This window comes from Rhodococcus sp. 008 (genome assembly GCF_001682295.1).
In the GTDB taxonomy this organism is placed as follows: domain Bacteria; phylum Actinomycetota; class Actinomycetes; order Mycobacteriales; family Mycobacteriaceae; genus Rhodococcus_F; species Rhodococcus_F qingshengii.
Map to the genome: position 1 here is coordinate 1,689,637 of NZ_CP012749.1, position 16,757 is coordinate 1,706,393.

11 protein-coding genes are annotated in these 16,757 nt (G+C 62.4%); 1 reads left to right on the forward strand and 10 read right to left on the reverse strand.

Features of this window, described 5'->3' with window-relative positions; genetic code table 11:
• Positions 1-98: 98 nt before the first annotated feature.
• The 6 genes from AOT96_RS08050 to AOT96_RS08075 are packed head-to-tail and all read right to left on the reverse strand — an operon-like array spanning position 99 to position 9,025.
• Positions 99-1,721, reverse strand: coding sequence for an MFS transporter (locus AOT96_RS08050; protein WP_042446444.1), 1,623 nt, complete (start codon positions 1,719-1,721; stop codon positions 99-101).
• Between the two features lie 42 nt (positions 1,722-1,763).
• The gene (locus tag AOT96_RS08055; RefSeq protein WP_047269390.1) at positions 1,764-2,927 is read right to left on the reverse strand and encodes a VWA domain-containing protein; all 1,164 of its coding nucleotides are present in this window, start codon (positions 2,925-2,927) and stop codon (positions 1,764-1,766) included.
• A complete protein-coding gene (locus AOT96_RS08060) occupies positions 2,924-5,110 on the reverse strand; it encodes a DUF5682 family protein (protein ID WP_083197594.1) in 2,187 nt (728 codons plus the stop codon). Before AOT96_RS08060 ends, AOT96_RS08055 begins: the two co-directional genes overlap by 4 nt.
• Positions 5,107-6,240 (reverse strand): ATP-binding protein, encoded by a 1,134-nt coding sequence (locus AOT96_RS08065; RefSeq protein WP_065351549.1) that lies wholly within the window; start codon positions 6,238-6,240, stop codon positions 5,107-5,109. The genes AOT96_RS08060 and AOT96_RS08065 overlap by 4 nt, the downstream gene beginning before the upstream one ends.
• On the reverse strand, positions 6,237-7,721 hold the full coding sequence (locus tag AOT96_RS08070) for a DUF5691 domain-containing protein (protein WP_065351550.1): 1,485 nt from the start codon (positions 7,719-7,721) through the stop codon (positions 6,237-6,239). Before AOT96_RS08070 ends, AOT96_RS08065 begins: the two co-directional genes overlap by 4 nt.
• The gene (locus tag AOT96_RS08075) at positions 7,718-9,025 is read right to left on the reverse strand and encodes an SWIM zinc finger family protein (protein ID WP_039973158.1); all 1,308 of its coding nucleotides are present in this window, start codon (positions 9,023-9,025) and stop codon (positions 7,718-7,720) included. The genes AOT96_RS08070 and AOT96_RS08075 overlap by 4 nt, the downstream gene beginning before the upstream one ends.
• Positions 9,026-9,141: 116 nt before the next feature.
• Between AOT96_RS08075 and AOT96_RS08080 the strand changes: the two genes are divergently transcribed.
• A complete protein-coding gene (locus tag AOT96_RS08080; protein ID WP_065351551.1) occupies positions 9,142-10,446 on the forward strand; it encodes an HNH endonuclease signature motif containing protein in 1,305 nt (434 codons plus the stop codon).
• 97 nt (positions 10,447-10,543) lie between these two features.
• Here AOT96_RS08080 and AOT96_RS08085 read toward each other — a convergent pair whose 3' ends face one another.
• From AOT96_RS08085 to AOT96_RS08100, 4 genes are all read right to left on the reverse strand, one after another.
• Entirely contained in the window at positions 10,544-11,872 is a 1,329-nt protein-coding gene (locus AOT96_RS08085; protein ID WP_442978602.1) for a PucR family transcriptional regulator, read from the reverse strand.
• Positions 11,869-13,302: a phytoene desaturase family protein gene (locus AOT96_RS08090; RefSeq protein WP_065351552.1), complete on the reverse strand. Its 1,434-nt coding sequence runs from the start codon at positions 13,300-13,302 to the stop codon at positions 11,869-11,871. Before AOT96_RS08090 ends, AOT96_RS08085 begins: the two co-directional genes overlap by 4 nt.
• Positions 13,299-15,146 (reverse strand): DUF3556 domain-containing protein, encoded by a 1,848-nt coding sequence (locus AOT96_RS08095; protein ID WP_065351553.1) that lies wholly within the window; start codon positions 15,144-15,146, stop codon positions 13,299-13,301. Before AOT96_RS08095 ends, AOT96_RS08090 begins: the two co-directional genes overlap by 4 nt.
• A gap of 85 nt (positions 15,147-15,231) precedes the next feature.
• Positions 15,232-16,704 (reverse strand): class I adenylate-forming enzyme family protein, encoded by a 1,473-nt coding sequence (locus AOT96_RS08100; protein ID WP_042451673.1) that lies wholly within the window; start codon positions 16,702-16,704, stop codon positions 15,232-15,234.
• Between the last annotated feature and the right edge of the window lie 53 nt (positions 16,705-16,757).

The following is a 16,757-nucleotide window of genomic DNA, read 5'->3' on the forward strand; positions in this document are numbered from 1 at the left end:
TTCACAACGGTAGCCATCTGACGAATCGATTGTGCGCAGATCACTATATCCAGAGGTCGTTCCGTCGATCGTCCAGGTCGATCCGCGATTGCTGATTCTTAGCTCGAACCACGTTTGTCGCCGACCGCGACGCGGGGGATTCGAGCGGTCGGGAACAACGCGGCGATGGCGAGCAGCGCTGCCACGGCAAAAGCGACACGCAACGCGTCCAGCCTGGCTTCTTCGTTCACGTCCACGATCGCATCCGCCGTGGACTCGGCGACGCCGGCGTCATCGAGAGCGGATCGGAGTTGCGTCGTCGACAGGAACGGCACGCCCGAGGCCATGTCGGTGCTCGCTTGCTGCTGCACCGATGTCGGAACCGCCGGATTGTCTTCGATTCCGGCGATCGCCGACGTCGTGAGAGTGGCAATGAGAACCGATCCGATCAGGGCAGTTCCCAAGGAAGCGCCGAGGTTGGTGGCGGTGTTCTGCAACCCGCCGACCTCGGTGCTGCGCTCGTCCGGGACCGAGGACACCGTGACGGCTCCGAGCTGCGAAGACAGGCACCCCAAGCCGAAACCCATGAACAGCATGGGAATCATCACGATCGCCGCATTGGCGCCGGGGTCCATGCCTGCAACGAGCATCAGAATGCCGACGACCATGACCAACAATCCGACTCGGACCACGCGTCGCGGGTTCGCGGTAGGCCGTAGCTTCGGAATACCGATCGCCGCCACGACGAGCGCCGCCGACAACGGCAGGATGCGAACTCCCGTCTCCAGGGCACTGAGCTCCAGAACTACGGACAAGAACAACGGGACCGCGAAGAACACGCCCGCCTGGACCAGAAACTGCGCGAAGAACATCGACAGCCCGCCACTGAGCTCGCGGTTTCGCAGCATCGCCGGATCAAGCAACGGCTCCTTCCCCGCAGCGGCCAGGCGTCCCTCCCAGCGCAGGAATCCGTACACGACCAGGAGCCCGGCGATCAGCAGCCACACCACCGGGGAAAGCCCGACCAACTGCGGTCCGTCGGGTTTGGCCTGCACCCAACCCCACTCGCTCGAGCGCAGTACGCCGAAGACGATCATGCCCAGCCCGACCACGGACAAGATCGATCCGACGTAGTCGAGGCGCGACTTCGACGGTGGGACGTCGACCACCTTGCTCAGCACCAGCAAGATCAGGACAACGATCACGACTTCGCCGACGAACACGTAACGCCATGACGCAAATGTCGTCGCGGCGCCGCCGATCAGCGGCCCGACCGCCACGGCCATCGCGCCGGCGGCAGCGACCAGACCGTAGGCAGCCGGGCGCTTCTGCGCCGGAAAGTTGGTGGCGACGAGCGCGACGATCGCGGGCATGATGAGTGCCGCACCGACGCCTTCGAGGAACGACCATCCGATCAGCAGGACCGCAAGATTGGGAGCGAGCGCCGTTGTCAGAGAACCTGCGCCGTAGATGATCAAGCCGAGCGCGAAGGCCCGGCGACGACCCATCATCGACCCCAGCTTGCTGCCCGTGATCATCAGCGTCGCCATGACCAGGGTGTACAGCGTGATCGCGGTTTGAATACCGGTGATGCTCGTGCCGACGTCCTCGGCGACGGTTGCCATCGAAACGTTCATGACCGAACTGTCCAAGGTCATCAGGAATTGGCTGGATGCCAACACCGTGAGAACCAGTCCTGAACCCGCTTGCGTCGTCGAACCAGCAACCTGTCCGTCACCCATCGTGCGGGTGTACCCGGTGTTCAGGTCCTCGAAGCAGACCGGTCAGTGCTGTTCGAGGCTGAGCTGATCCGCCCAAGCCGACACGTCCCCGCGTTCCAGAGCCACCGCCAGCAGTTCCGGAAACTTGTCCGGCGTGCACGCAAACGCGGGAATCCCGAGGGCACTCAGCGACGCTGCATTGTCGTGATCGAACGACGGTGCCCCGTCGTCCGAGAGTGCCAGTAGAACCACGACTTGAACGCCGGAGTTCTTCATGGCGGCCATCCGGCGCAACATCTCGTTGCGAATACCGCCCTCGTAGAGGTCCGAGATCAGAACGAACATCGACTCGGCAGGACGCGAGATCAGTGACTGGCTGTACGCGATTGCGCGGTTGATGTCCGTGCCCCCACCAAGTTGGGTCCCGAAAAGGACGTCGACTGGATCGGACAGTTTGTCCGTCAGGTCGACGACGGCAGTGTCGAAAACCACGAGCGAAGTCTTCAGCGCCTGCATCGACGCCAACACCGCGCCGAACACGGATGCGTAGACGACGCTGGACGCCATCGAACCCGATTGGTCGATCGCCAGGACTACGTCGCGCTGCACGGATTTCGACTTGCGGCCATATCCGACGAGCCGCTCGGGGACGACGGTTCGATACTCCGGAAGGTAGTGCGACAGATTTGCTCGGATGGTTCGGTCCCAGTCGATGTCACGCAACTTCGGATTCGACGTTCTGGCCGAACGATTGAGAGCCCCGGTCACCGCGGCCTTCGTTTTCTGCGCGATTCGCTCTTCGACTTCCCGAACCACCTTGCCGACGACCATTCGAGCAGTGGCCTTGCTGGCCTCCGGCATGACCTGGTTGAGGCTCAGCAGCGTCCCGACCAGATGCACATCGGGCTCGACGGCATCGAGCAGTTCCGGTTCGAGCAGCAACTGCGCCAAACCCAGTCGGTCGATCGCGTCCTTCTGCATCACCTGCACCACCGTGCTGGGAAAGTACGTCCGGATATCGCCGAGCCATCTGGCGACGGACGGAGCCGACGCCCCCAATCCGGCTGAGCGGCGTCGCCCCTTGGTCGGGCCGGACGAATCGTAGAGTGCGGCAAGAGCTGCATCCATTCGACGCTCGCCCGGCTGGCCCAGCCCACCCGTCGATTCTTCGGCGGATTCCCCGAGCATCAGTCTCCAGCGTCGAAGGCGCTGATCGTCGTCGCTCATGCGCCCACCCCCAAGATGTCCGCAACGACCGCCATTGCCGCTCTGCCGCGTCGAGCATCGGTCTCCACTGTCGTTTCGACGCGTCGTCCACCTCTGACCGCCTGACCGATCGCTCGACGCTCCCCCGCCTCGAACGCTCCGAACGTACGTCGAAGCAGTGGAAGCGTGTCGATGAAGTCCTGCTCACGAAGTTGGCGAACCCACGTGTCGATCAGCGTGAGCAACGCTCGATCGTGAACGAGCACAAGCCCTCCTCCACCGAGAAACCCGTCGACCCACCCGGCTTTGGCGGTCGGCGTGCTTCCCACGGACAGGGCCCGAGACAAGCGCTGGGCTGCAGCGGTTTCCGTGATCGAACCGCTGTCGCGCAGTAGCCGCACCATCCGGCCGACGAGTAATCCGTTGACGTCGTCACGGTCGATCACGCCGGCCATGGCCTGCAGCCACCGTGCGCTCGCATCGCGATCGTCACGAACCATGACTGCCGAGTGAACCTTGTCGAGGTGTTCGCGAAACTCCTCGGCACTGGGATCGTCCAGGCCCGTGACGGCGACTGCGAGGCCAGTGCAAATGCGGATCAACAGGCTGTCGGCGACGTCGACCAATGCCGACACGTCGGTTCCGCGCACATCGCCGTACCGCAGCGTTCGCGTCAGCGTGGGCAGCGCCGCCATCAGGTGCGACACGTCATGATCCAGTGCCGCAACCGTTTTCACACTTTCCAGCACAGCGGACAACGCTGCCGGCAGGTTCGCCAGGAGCGAGTTCTCCAGTAGTCCGATCAGTGACGCGAGAGAGATGTCCGGCTCGTTGATCTTCGAGACGACACATGATGTTGCCGCTGCAACCACCGTCGTGCCCCACAGCGACGCCTCGATCACCGAGACCGAGAATTCGGGCTTCCATTGCAGCGCCCAAGTCTCCCGGAACGTTCCGGTGGAACGGACCTCACTGTCGGCCGGGGTTCCCCAATCGATCTCGAGGATCCCCAGTCGGTGCAGGAACTGGGAACGCTCGACGTCGATGTCGCGTCGCAGGTCCAGATCGAGAGTCTTTGCTCCCGCTTGTTGTCTGAGCCGCAAGGTCTTCGAGCGTGCGCGCAGGTCTGCTTCGAGTGGGACTGTCGGCGTTTCCTCGGGCACCGCGCCCAGCGCTTCGCCCACAACCAATCTTCGCGTGATCAGATCCAGAAGAACGTCGTTCCCGTCGCACATCACCGACCTCGTTGCCTCGGTGACCTCCGACAATCCCGCCAAGGGTCGAGAACGCAGTGCCGCCAACGTATCTGCCAACCGGACAGCTTCGATGACGTGAGCACTCGAGATCGGAAGGTCCTCGTCCCTGAGCACCCGCGCAACTTTGGTGAGCCACCGCGTGATCGTCTTGTCGTTCGCGGTGAACAGGTGGTGATACCAGCCCGGCGAGGTGATTCCGGCGCCGTAACCCGATGCCGACGCCAGGCGTGAATGTGTCCAGGGAACCCAGGTCAGCGAGGTCTTGACCTTGGACATTCCTTTGAGGATGCGAGCATCGGGTGCCGCCGGCCCCAAGGCTCCGACCAACGCCGGCGCGTGCCAGGCTCCGCAGACGACCGCTACCCGCTCAGCGCCATCTTTCAACGTCTTTCGCAGCACCTGACGCATGTACGCTTCGCGATGCGCTGTCTCCTCGTCGATCGGCACTGTCTCACGCAGCGCCTCCATCGCCTCGGTGATCGCATCGAAAGAATCTGCGCCCGAGCTCGATTCGATCACCGAATCCCACCAGCGCTCGGTGTCGTCGAAACCCGCGGCCGCGGCCAGTTCCGACAGAGGATCGCCCTCGCGGACAGTACGAATCCCCTGATCCGCCAACACGTTGAAGGCGGGCAGATCGCAGAACCGTGCCTGCACACCGTTCTTCGCAGCCCACTGCAGCGCTTGCCATTCGGGTGAGAACACCGCAAACGGCCAGAAGGCCGCCTTCGACGGCTCGCCAGTGGCGTACGCGAGCAACGCAATCGGCGGTTTCATCGATTCCGACGCCGCCAGCATCACCAACGGGTCTGCGTCCGAAGGCCCTTCGATCAGGACGACGTCAGGCGAGAACTCTTCCAGACCCTGCCGAACCGAACGAGCAGATCCCGGGCCGTGGTGACGGATACCGAAGACCCGGACACGCAGGTCCGGAATCACGATGGTCACCCGGTGACCTCGCGGCACGCCCGGTAGAAGTCGGACCACTCGCCGCGTTCACGCACTACTGCCTCGAGGTACTCGTTCCACACCACCTTGTCTGCGACCGGATCCTTGATCACCGAACCCAGGATTCCGGCAGCGACGTCGGATGCCCGCAGTACGCCGTCCCCGAAATGCGCAGACAACGCCAAACCGTTGGTGACCACCGAGATCGCCTCCGCCGTCGACAGAGTTCCGGACGGGGACTTCAACTTGGTGCGGCCGTCGGTGGTCGCGCCTGATCGCAGTTCCCGGAACACGGTGACGACCCGGCGAATTTCCTCGGCTGCTGCGGGGGTTGTCGGCAATTCCAGTGCTGCGCCAAGCTGTTCGACTCGACGTGCCACGATGGCCACCTCGTCTTCCTCGCTGGCCGGCAAAGGGAGGACTACGGTATTGAACCGTCGACGCAGTGCGGACGACAGATCGTTGACACCGCGATCGCGATCGTTGGCGGTAGCGATCAGATTGAAGCCCTTGGCTGCCTGCACCTCGATGCCCAGTTCCGGCACCGGCAACGTCTTCTCGGAGAGAATGGTGATGAGAGCGTCCTGCACGTCGGCCGGGATACGCGTCAACTCTTCGACGCGGGCGATCTTCCCGGTTTCCATCGCCGTCATCACGGGAGAAGGCACCAGTGCACCGGCGGTCGGCCCCTCGGAGAGAAGACGTGCGTAGTTCCAGCCGTAGCGGATAGCTTCCTCGGGCGTACCCGACGTGCCTTGAACCAGGAGCGTCGACGCACCCGAGATTGCGGCCGAAAGGTGTTCGGAGACCCAGGTCTTGGCCGTACCGGGAACCCCCAACAGCAGTAGCGCCCGGTCGGTGGCAAGAGTTGCGACGGCCACTTCCATCAACCGCCGTGGACCGACGTACTTCGGCGAAATGACGGTTCCGTCGTCGAGAGTGCCACCCAACAGATACGTCACGACGGCCCAGGGCGACAAGTTCCACGACGGTGGACGCGGACGAGCATCCTGCGCGGCCAGTGCTTCGAGTTCGAGCGCGTACTCCTGCTCTGCGTGGGGCCGCATCAGCTTTGCCGGTTGCGCGAGCTTTTCCGGTTCCGTGGTGGGCACGGTTACGCTGTCAGTCATGTGAGCTCCTCGAGCAGGGTCTTGCGGTGGGTGATGGCGCTGGCAGTTCTGGCGAAGGTCTGCCGCCAGTCGGGGTCACGAGCACGCTCCGCCGCACGCTCCAGCAAAGTTACTGCGCTGTAAGGAAATCGAGTCTCGGCCAGGCGCAGCGATGCGACGTACTTGTAGCGTGAGAATTCGCCGGCCTTGGCGCCTCCGTCGGCACGTCTAGCCGCAACTCGTTCCCACTGGGCCACCACTGCCCGGGTGATGTCCTCGGGCCATGGACCTCGCAGAGCGTCGTAGATCGCTGCCCGGCCCGGGTGCAGAACATTGGCGTCGCCGTTTCCGGACCTCAACAGATCAGCCAGCGCCTTGGCCGGCACCAACGGGAGCACGCGTCGATCGGTGGCCGTGCCGCGCATACGAAAGAGTTCCAGCGCCCATTCCGTATTGTTCTGCGCGACTGCGGCGGTGGACCACGCGTCGTGAAGGATCGGCTCCCAGCCTTCGTCAACGCTCATCCCCAAGACCTTGCCTGGTCCACCGATCATGTTGTTCCACAGAGACAACGGCGCAGAACTGATCGCCTGACGCACATACTCCGCACGATAGTCGGTGTGTGGATTCGGCCGGTCTTCGATGCCGTCTCGCCTCGCCGCTGAATCGACTTCCTCAGGCGGGACGATGACGAGCGTGGACCGAACGAGTTTCCGTTCCACCCGCACCCATTTCCGAACCCGAGCAGCCATTCTCTCCCCGAACTCCGATTCGGGGAGTTGTCCGAGTACTTCCACTGCCGCGCGTCGCACGTCCTTGCGACGGTCGTCGAGGGCTTCCTCCAACAATGGTTGATCATCCGCACTCAGTCCGTTTGCCAGCGCCGCGACGAAGGCAGCCTTCTGTTCGCCCCGCTCGGTGCCCCAGGACTTTCGGAGTTCGGCCAGCGCCAGCGCGGGATCTGTTCGACGAGTGTCTATCAGCCACTGTGTGCGCTGCGACGAACTTCCGTGACGCCACACGTCCGGGTTGGCATCCCTGGTTCGGACGAGTTTGCTCCACTCGGGGTTTTGCGCGGCAAGCCATCGACCACGCTCGCCGACAATCTGCAGGATGCTCTCCCGGTGAGCTTCACTTGCACGTGCAAAAGAAAGCAACTCGGCGACCAGATGATCAGGCGCACGGTAATTGTACTCCAACGCGACTGCGAACCATTCGTCGAGCAAGGTCGCCTTGGCCGCGAGCATCGACAGCAGATGCGCCGATGAGGATTCCGGCAGCGTGAATCGAACATCGTCTGGCGCAGGTGTCGGCACCGCCGCCGTGGTGGAGCCCGCACCGCCACGGCGGTACGCCCTCTCCAACGCTGCTCCTGCGAGAAGCATCTCGGCAGGATCGCCGTCGAGTTCGCGAGCGTAGCCACGCACTTCAGCCGGCAGCTCCTCGAATGTTGTTGCTGTTCTGGCTGTCCCAAGGAGCGCCGCTGAGATCAATGTACTCACAGCACGATCACCTGCCCTCCCGTGAAAACCGAGATCGGAGTAAGAGCCAGCGCGTTCCACGTTCCGCAGACTGTGACCGGGTAACCGCCGGAAATGCCGAGCAACTTCCACAGAAGATCCGAATCACCCTCTGCCCGAAGCGCTGTGCCCGATTCGTCGACGACAAACCATGATCCGTCGACGAACGACGGGACCACCGAACTGATCACTGCCGGCCACGAGCGCAACCATGGATCCGCGGCGAGGGCATCGGTAAACTGCTGCAACGCAGTGTCGATGCTTCCGAACGGCATGGTTGTGAAGGGCTCCGGTTCTCCGTGCGTGACCCCTATCCGCGCCCGCAATGCCGCGGCACCAGGATAGAAATGAACATCGGCGTTGAGCAGAAACCCGACTGGCGGCGTTTCGGTGGCAAAATTGGCCGACCCGTGGGAGAAGTCGAGCAGCATGGCCCACCGCTTCGAATTCCTGCCGAGCATCCACACCGTTCGGGTGAACAGTCGCTTCTCCTCGGTGATCCCGGAACCGAGAATCATCCAGTTCTCTTTCACCGGAATCGATTCCATCACACTCTCGGTTGAGACCGGATAGCCGACGTGTGCTTTCACCGAATAGGCAAGATCTTCCGGCAACTCGGACAGCTTCTGATGCGCAGCAACCAGCAGGTGCAACCGAGCCAACTCGTCGAGGACTGTCTCGGGCCAGTTCTCGGTAGACGCAACGGTGCCCGCCAAGGCTCGAAGTGTGCCTGCGACACCAGGCGCCTGAGCATCCACCATTCGAGCAGCTACTGCGTCGAAGCCCGCCCAGGATGTGTCCATCGCTGCCAGACCACTGCGAATCTGATCGGTGATCCACAGGTCCAATTCGACGAGACCGCTCGCAACGCGGTCGGCGCGCTTCTGCGCTGTCGCCGGGTCGGGAGCCCTCTTGGGAGCCTCGTCGCCGGTCTCAGCCCTTTCGCCGCGGGTCTCGGCCTTCTCCTCGCGGCGCAACAACCACTCTGCCGCGAAGTCGGCGGGCTCGTCCGCCGACGGCACACGCCCTTCCGACCATTCCACCAGCAGCCCCAGAGCATGTTTGCACGGAAACTTTCGACTGGGGCACGAGCACTTGTATGCAGGGCCCCTCAGGTCGACCACTGCTTGATACGGCTTCGAGCCGCTGCCCTGACACAGCCCCCAGAGCGCGAGACCCCTGTTGCCGGCATGGCTCCACGAACCAGCCAACTTGCGCGCAGCGGCCAGCGATGCGGCGTCGGGAGCTACCGACGCCACCTGCCCAGCTGTCCACGGCGAAGTCACTCGACCACAGTATGACAACCCGCTGACATCACAGAGTCAGGCCGATTCGTTGGTGAATAACCCCTTGACTCGAACACATATTCGAATATGATTTGGGGAGGGGATCGGGGGATTCAATGACTGTCTTGTTGTCGGATGTGGTGTCTGGTTCTGCGGTGGGGTTACGCGGACGGTTGTGGCGGTTGACTGCTGCTGAGTTACGCGCTGCTGCTGTCGAAGCGAGTGCCGAGATTCTGCGCCTCGAAGCCGTTCGAGTGGCGGTGGTCGACGAACTTTCGTTGCGTTCCGATGATCAGGTGATTGCCAGCCGCGGTGTGGGTGCGTGGTTGGCGGCGAACACGATGCTGCAGGTTCGGGACGGGAAGAAGATCGCCGCCCTGGGTGCAGCTTTGCGGCCATTTCCGGCGGTGGCGGCAGGCTTCGATGGCGGGGACTGCTCGTTCGAGCATGCCGTGTTGATCGTGGCGTTCTGCGAGTCACCGCCGAAAGGCATGCCGGAGGAGGCATTACCGAAGTGCATCGATTTGTTGTTGGCTGCGGCATCGGGGGTGGAGGCGACGACCACGAAGGTGCGGAACGTAATCGCGACCTTGGAGCGGTTGTTCGAGTCGGATGAGATCCCGCCCGCCGAAGATGTCGATCTCAACGAGCTCCGGATCGCGTCGACCTTGAACGGTCGAGTGGTGGTGCGTGGTGATTTCGATGCCCTCACCGGTGAAATGTTGCTGTCGGCGTTGTCGAATCTGACGATGCCGACCCCAGCACCGGATGGGACGCCGGATGCCCGGTCGGCGGCGAAACGCACCGCGGACGGGTTCACCGAACTGATCCGGCGTTACCTGGACTGCGCGAAAACCGGTACCGATGGTGGTCAGCGTCCGCATGTGAATGTGCACATCAATGCTCGGGATCTGGCGGAGCATCGGGACTGCGCCGCAACACCCTCCACTGCTGATGGTGAAGAGTCTCTGTCGGATCTTGATGTCGGGCACATGCCCTGGCTCGGACCACTGTCCGTGTCACAGACCAGACTCCTCGGCTGCGACTGCTTCCTCTCCACCGTCCTGCTCGACGATCACGGCGCACCGCTCGATGCGAAACCCGGAAAACGATTGGTCACCCCCGAACAGCGAGTGGCGTTGATCGCCCGAGACAGGGGCTGCGCGTTCCCGGGCTGCACATGTGTACCGGCCTGGACGGATGCGCACCATATCCGGCACTGGGCGAACGGCGGCCCGACGGTGATGAACAACCTGGTCCTGCTGTGCCGTTCACATCACCGACTGATGCACCGGAAATCCGGGTTCGTCGGCAAATGGGAAATCCGAATCGGCGCCGACAACAAACCCTGGTTCGTCCCGCCGCCCTCGATCGACCCCGGACAGCAACCCAGGCCGGCGAACACCACCTTCAAAACCTGAGGGGTCAAACCTCTTTGGCGACAACAGAACACGGCCAGGCTCCGCATCGGACATCAAAACCCGATACGGAGCCCACAGGCCGTGGCGCGTCCACAACTCACGACGATTTGGCCGGGCGCAAGACCGATCTACCCAACAACTCACAAACCTGCAGGGCCAGAGCAAGATCCAACTTGTCTCGGCCGGCAGCAACTGGATCGCCGAGCGCCTTGTTGATGCGATACTTCACCGTATTCCGGTGCAGATTCATGTGATTGGCAGTGTGCAGATGACTTTCACCATGTGCAAAGTACACACTCAACGTCGTCCGCAAGGATGCAGCAGAGGGCGTATCTTCCGCCAACGGGCCAAGCACCTCCCAGACCCATGACTTCGTCGAATCGATGTTCTCGGACAGAAGTGAAACCACAGCGACGCCGCGGTCTCCGAAGCTCACCACAGGTCGCTGCGGTGTATCCGGGACGGCAGCAACCGAATAGGCGGCGGTTGCCTGTTCGTGGGACCGTTTGAAACCGTCGACCCCTGACCCCGGCAGTCCGATTGCCACCCGCGCCCCGCCGTCCAACGGCACTGCCGCCGCGAGAACCTCCGGATCCGGCGCAGGCACCCGGCGACCGAACGGCAGCCACGCCCACACCGTGCGCCGATCGATGGCGGTGATGATCGGCGGCTTGTCCGCTCCCGCCGCTGCGCCGAGATCACGTACGAGTCGGTCCAGCGTATTGATGCCCATGACGTCGGCATCCCACGTCGACCAGACCACCAGGGCGACGTGGTTCTGACCGAGGCGGTACCCGGTCTCCGCTTCGAAAGCAGCGGTATCTGCGTTGGCGCCGGACAGGAGGGCGTGGATTGCGGCCGAATGGAGGTTTCCCTGCGCTGCCATCCATCGACTGCGTTCCCGCTCGTACGCGTCGAAGACGTAGAGCGTGATCCAGTCGATGTAGCTGTAGACCACGTCCGAAGTGTGTTTCAGGACAGCCAAAGTGAGTCGCGCCGGAATATCCAGTGTGCTGATCTCGTCGTGACAGATCCGCATCAGATCGCCTTGGCCCATGTGATAGGCCCGGACAAGGGAGTTGGACGGGACATCCCGCTGCGCCAGACGCAGAGCGTATTCCACTGCAGCAGTGGTGGGTTGGAGATGATCGATCGGAATGTCGTTGGCCAATACGTGGATGATCGTCGTGATGTTTCCCTGCACGCTGGCCTCGAGCATTTCGAGCAATTTGGCGTCTGCATCCAATTGGTCGATTTCGTGAGCCATCATGAAGGCCATCTCGCGCGCGATGTCGGCGCTGCGCTCGTCGAGTCGTCGTGCCAACTCGGCAACCACCGCAAGCACTTCCGGCTCCGCGGCTGCAGGCACTCGGGCGAGGCGCCGTATCGCACCGGCGCCTCGCTCCTTGTGCGATGGACTACTCACAGAACTTCCGCACCCTTTCGTCGCAGGTACTTCAGAGCCGATTCGGCTGCGTTGTACCCGCACATTCCATGTGCTCCGGCACCCGGCGGGGTCGAGGCCGAGCACAGGTAAGTGCCCGCGATCCCCGTGCTGTACGGATCGACTGCGACGCGCGGACGCAAGACAACCTGCAGTTCGGTGTTGGCACCTCCGATGATGTCGCCGCCTACCTGATTCGGATTGTCCTCTGCCAGGTCAGCTGTACCACTGCTCGACGTCGCGACAATCTGCTCCCGGAATCCTGGCGCAAACCTCTCGATCTGACGGATGATCGCCTCCGTAGCGTCGCCGGCGTAACCGTGAGGCACGTGCGCATAGGCATACAGCGGATGAACGTTCCCGGCAGATCGGGTGGGATCAGCCAGGTATTGCTGACCTAGGAGCACGAACGGCCGGTCCGGCATACGGCCTGAATTCGTCTCACGCTCAGCGGCCACGATTTCGTCGAAACCACCTGCCAGATGGACAGTTCCGGCCCGAGCACAGTCCGGATTGGTCCACGGCACATGACCTTCGATCGCAAAATCGACCTTGAATGCTCCGGGAGCCTGCTTGAACTTTCGATAGGCCCTCGCCACTCGGCCAGGGAGTCGATCGCCCAGAATTTCGAGCGCACCCCCCGGATTGACATCCAGCAGAACAACATCGGCGTCCGGAATCTCGGAGGCCGTACGAACCCGAACGCCGGTGTCGATCTTGCCGCCGTGATCGAGGAGCATCGCAGCCATCGCGTCGGTGATCGACCGCGAACCTCCCTCTGCAACCGGCCAACCGTAGCGGTGACCAGCAGCAGTGATCATCAATCCCACCGCCGAGGTGGCCGGACGGTTGAGTGGATAGAAGGCGTGTGCGGCAACCCCGCCGAACAGCGCCTTCCCCTTGTCCGTCTTCCACAGTTTGGCGGTCACCGTTGCCGGAAGCAGCGCTCGCGGACCGAAAGCTGCGAGCCGCAGCGGATGGTGCGGAACATTAACGATCGGGCGCATCAGATCGGACGCCAGCGCATCGAACCCAGTCGACAAGTCACCGAACATGCGTTGCCATCGAGGCCCGTCAGCGCCGAGTCCCGCAGCCGTCTGCTCCAGCGAGCGGTACAGAACCCCGGCGTCCCCGTTGTCGAGCGGATGCGCGCAGTCCACGTCTGCCCATCTCCAGATCAGCCCGTATCGCTCGAGGTCCAGCTTGGACAGGTACGGCGAGCCGATACCCATCGGGTGAAACGCCGAGCAGTGATCATGGATCAACCCCGGCACGTCGATCGGACCGGAGCGGGTGCCTCCGCCGATCTGGTCGGCAGCCTCGAGCACCTGCACGTCCACACCGCTACGTGCGAGGTGTACCGCGGCAGCGAGCCCATTGGGCCCGCTGCCGACGACTACGGCCTTTGTCACTTACTCACCTCTTGCTCGCTACCGCTGACCCTCGTACGCATCTTCGGTTCGGAGACAACCTGCGGATCCGTTGCCGCGCGGTCGGCCCGTACGTCCAGTGTCCACTGAACGTCGAACGGAATGGGCCCGTTCGGCAACCACGGCTGTTCGGCGACTGCGTCGGCGACCTTGAAAGTACCTCGTTCGATGACACCGAGAGCGGCATCGATCACCTGGTACTCCTGCGTTCCCTTGTGGATGGGCTGCGATTCGATCCAGGTCACCAGGAACTCACCGGGTGCGAAATTGCAGCGACGCTGAATGGCTGCGATCAACTTCGCGTCGTGCAGGTGCCCGTCACCGAAGTTGAAGGCGACGATGGAGTTGCACATGAACTCTGCTTCCCGCAGTGAGTACGTGTTGATGTCGTCGCCGAGGTGCCTGATCATCAGAGAGAACAGCGCACGCCCCTGGCTGTGCATGGAACGCCAGCCCAACAGCTGATGCAGAACGACATCGGACACATCTTCGGGGTACATCGTCATCAACTGATTGCGCGTATCCGGCGACGGACGCTTGATGAACTGGTCGATCTTGGCTTCAGCGCCCGGCGCGAATGCCCACGTCGCGGATGCCCAGTTGCCGGCGTACTGACGCATCGACGGCAGGAAGGACACCAGATCCGGTCGAAGGTTTCCGAGAATGGGGAAGAAGGCAAGGGCTGCAACAATTCCCGCGGTGATCCACGGTGAGGACATGGCGCCGAGTCCGTAGCCGTCCCATGCCGGGAATCCCAGGAACAGGAAGACCGAGGCATAGGCGAACAGAAGATTCCATTCGAGTGGGACGGCAAGCGGGAAGGTCGACGCGATGAACAGATGGAATCCGACCATGAGGATCACGGCGAGGATCGTGAGGGTCTTGTCCGTCGAGAACAGCAGTATCAACGGGGTGACGATTTCGACCATCGTTCCGGCCACGTGTGCGACGCCGCCGCCCAGGTGTGAAGGCCGCAGATCCTCCGGGAAATTCCGGTAGTGGGCGCGCTTGATCTTCTTCGACGGGATCCACGGGGTATTGCTGAGCATCGGAGGAACCACCAGCGAGAAATGGCGACCGAACTTCGAGACACCGGCACCGATCCACACCATGACGATCAGCAGTTTGAGCGCCAGGATCATGTCGACGAACGGCAGGAATGTGAAGAAGAAGATCGCCGGCAGGTACTGCTCACTACGGGCAGCGATGAAGGGCACCTTGTCCCGCAACCCGAGAATCACCATGAGTACCAGGAAGGAGTACAAGACCGTCGGACGCACCAGTCCGGCATTGTCAGCGATTGCCGAGTCGATTCCTGTGGTGTGAACACCGGGGAGAACAGCGGCAGCAAGGAGATTGGCGACTGCGGCGGCATAGATGAAGACGTCGAACACCGTGCGGGTGTCACCCGAGGTGAGCGGCACTTTGCCCGGCCACGGTGGCAGACGAATCGTGCCGGGGCGGAGCCAGTAGAGAACTCCACCGGTCATCGGCTTGAAGTGGCCGGCGAGCGGTCCCCAGGATCCTGCCAAGCCCAGCATCTCGAGCATCATCGTCCAGATGATGAGTTTCTGGTAGACGATCGGCTGGTTCCACCACGATCCGATGTCGAACCACGAGAGGCCGGAAGTCAAAGTGGCAACGGCTGTTCCAGCTGCCAGGTAGAGGAACAACAGTTTCATGATGTAGACGGTGTGGACCATCTTCGGCGTACCGAAGCCGTAATCCACCCAGTGCGTGGACATGTCACGCAGACGCTCGAGAAACGGCTTGTCCATGAACGTTGCCGGATCGACGGGAGGGAAGTTTCCTTCTTTGAATCCCATGATTTGCTCCTGAAATACGGAATGTGGGCATGACGGATCAACTCGACGGACGTCGTCGAGTTGTGCTGGTACTACGGGGAAGTGACTAGTGAGCGGGAGTTGCGCTCAGAGCTCGTCTCATTCCAGGTTTGTCGATCTTGCCCACCGGGTTTCGGGGAAGCGCATCGACGACGTAGATCGCCACTGGCACCTTTACTCGGGTGAGCAAGGCCGTGACATGTTCGAGCAGTTCGTCTTCGGTGACGGGCGCATCGGGGTAGGCGACAACATAGGCAACTGGCACCTCTCCGTAGACCTGGTGCGGAGCGCCGATGACGGCTGCCTCGAGCACGGAAGGGTGTGTAGCGAGCGAGTTTTCGATCTCCTTGGGGTAGATGTTCTCTCCCCCACGGATGATCATGTCCTTGATGCGATCGACCAGGGTCAGGTAGCCGTCCTCGTCGAGGACTCCGACGTCACCGGTATGCAACCAACCATCCTTGACGGTCTTCGCAGTCTCCTCCGGCTTCCCCAGATAGCCACGCATCACGTTGCCACCCTTGATGACCACCTCTCCGGCAGTCCCGGCGGGCGCAAAGGTTCCGTCCTCGGCAAGAATGGCAATCTGCTGGCCGGGCAACGCCGGGCCGACCGTACCGAGTTTGCGCACGCCGTCCACAGGATTGCAGGCCGACGCACAGGTCCCCTCGGTGAGTCCGTAACCTTCCACGATCACGAAACCGAAACGCTGCTCAGCGCGTTCGAGGAGTTCCTTGCTGATCGGCGCCGCACCGCACACGGCAAACCTCAAGGACGACGTGTCGATCGAAGGGTCTTCCGGCTGTGAGGTCAGCATCGCGTAGATTGCCGGCACCGCCGAGAAATACGTGGGGCGAAGCCGCGCGACGTCGTCGAAGAATCTCGAAACCGAGAACTTCCCGGTGACACTCACCTGTCCGCCGACAAGTAAGGGCGTCAAGACGCTGACGCAGATCGCGTTGACATGGAACAGCGGCAGAATCAGCAGGCAGTGATCCGCGCCGGTAACACCGATGTTCTTGCCCATCGACGAAGCCATGAACTGCAGGTTGGCATGAGTCAGCATCACTCCCTTGGGCCGTCCGGTGGAGCCGCTGGTGTAGATGAGCAACGCCAGATCGTCTGCTGCAACATCGATTCCGGGTCGGGGATCGGTCGGCGGCACTGTCGCCAGATCCTCGACGGCCAACACTGCGCGGCCGCCCGAGGGTGCGTCGGCAGTGGCGGTGATGACCAACTCGGCCCCGGAGTCCGCGATCTGGTAGTCCGCTTCGTTCGCGGTGAACATCGGATTGATGGGTGTAGCGGCAGCACCGATGCGCCAGGCAGCCATGATCGCGATCAGCAACTCGACGCGATTGGGCAGCATGATCGCCACCACGTCACCGAGGCCGATTCCGAGTCCAGCCAATTGCGCGGCAACAGCTTCCGTGCGATCTGCGAACTCTTCATACGTGAGTTCGACGTGGTCGTCCCGCAAGCACGGCTTCTGCCCGTACTTCTCTGCAAGATCCCAAGCCAGATATCCGATGTTCGCCACGAGAGTCAGCACCTTTCATTCGTGTGTGACTCAAAACACTATCGGCGTCCTGC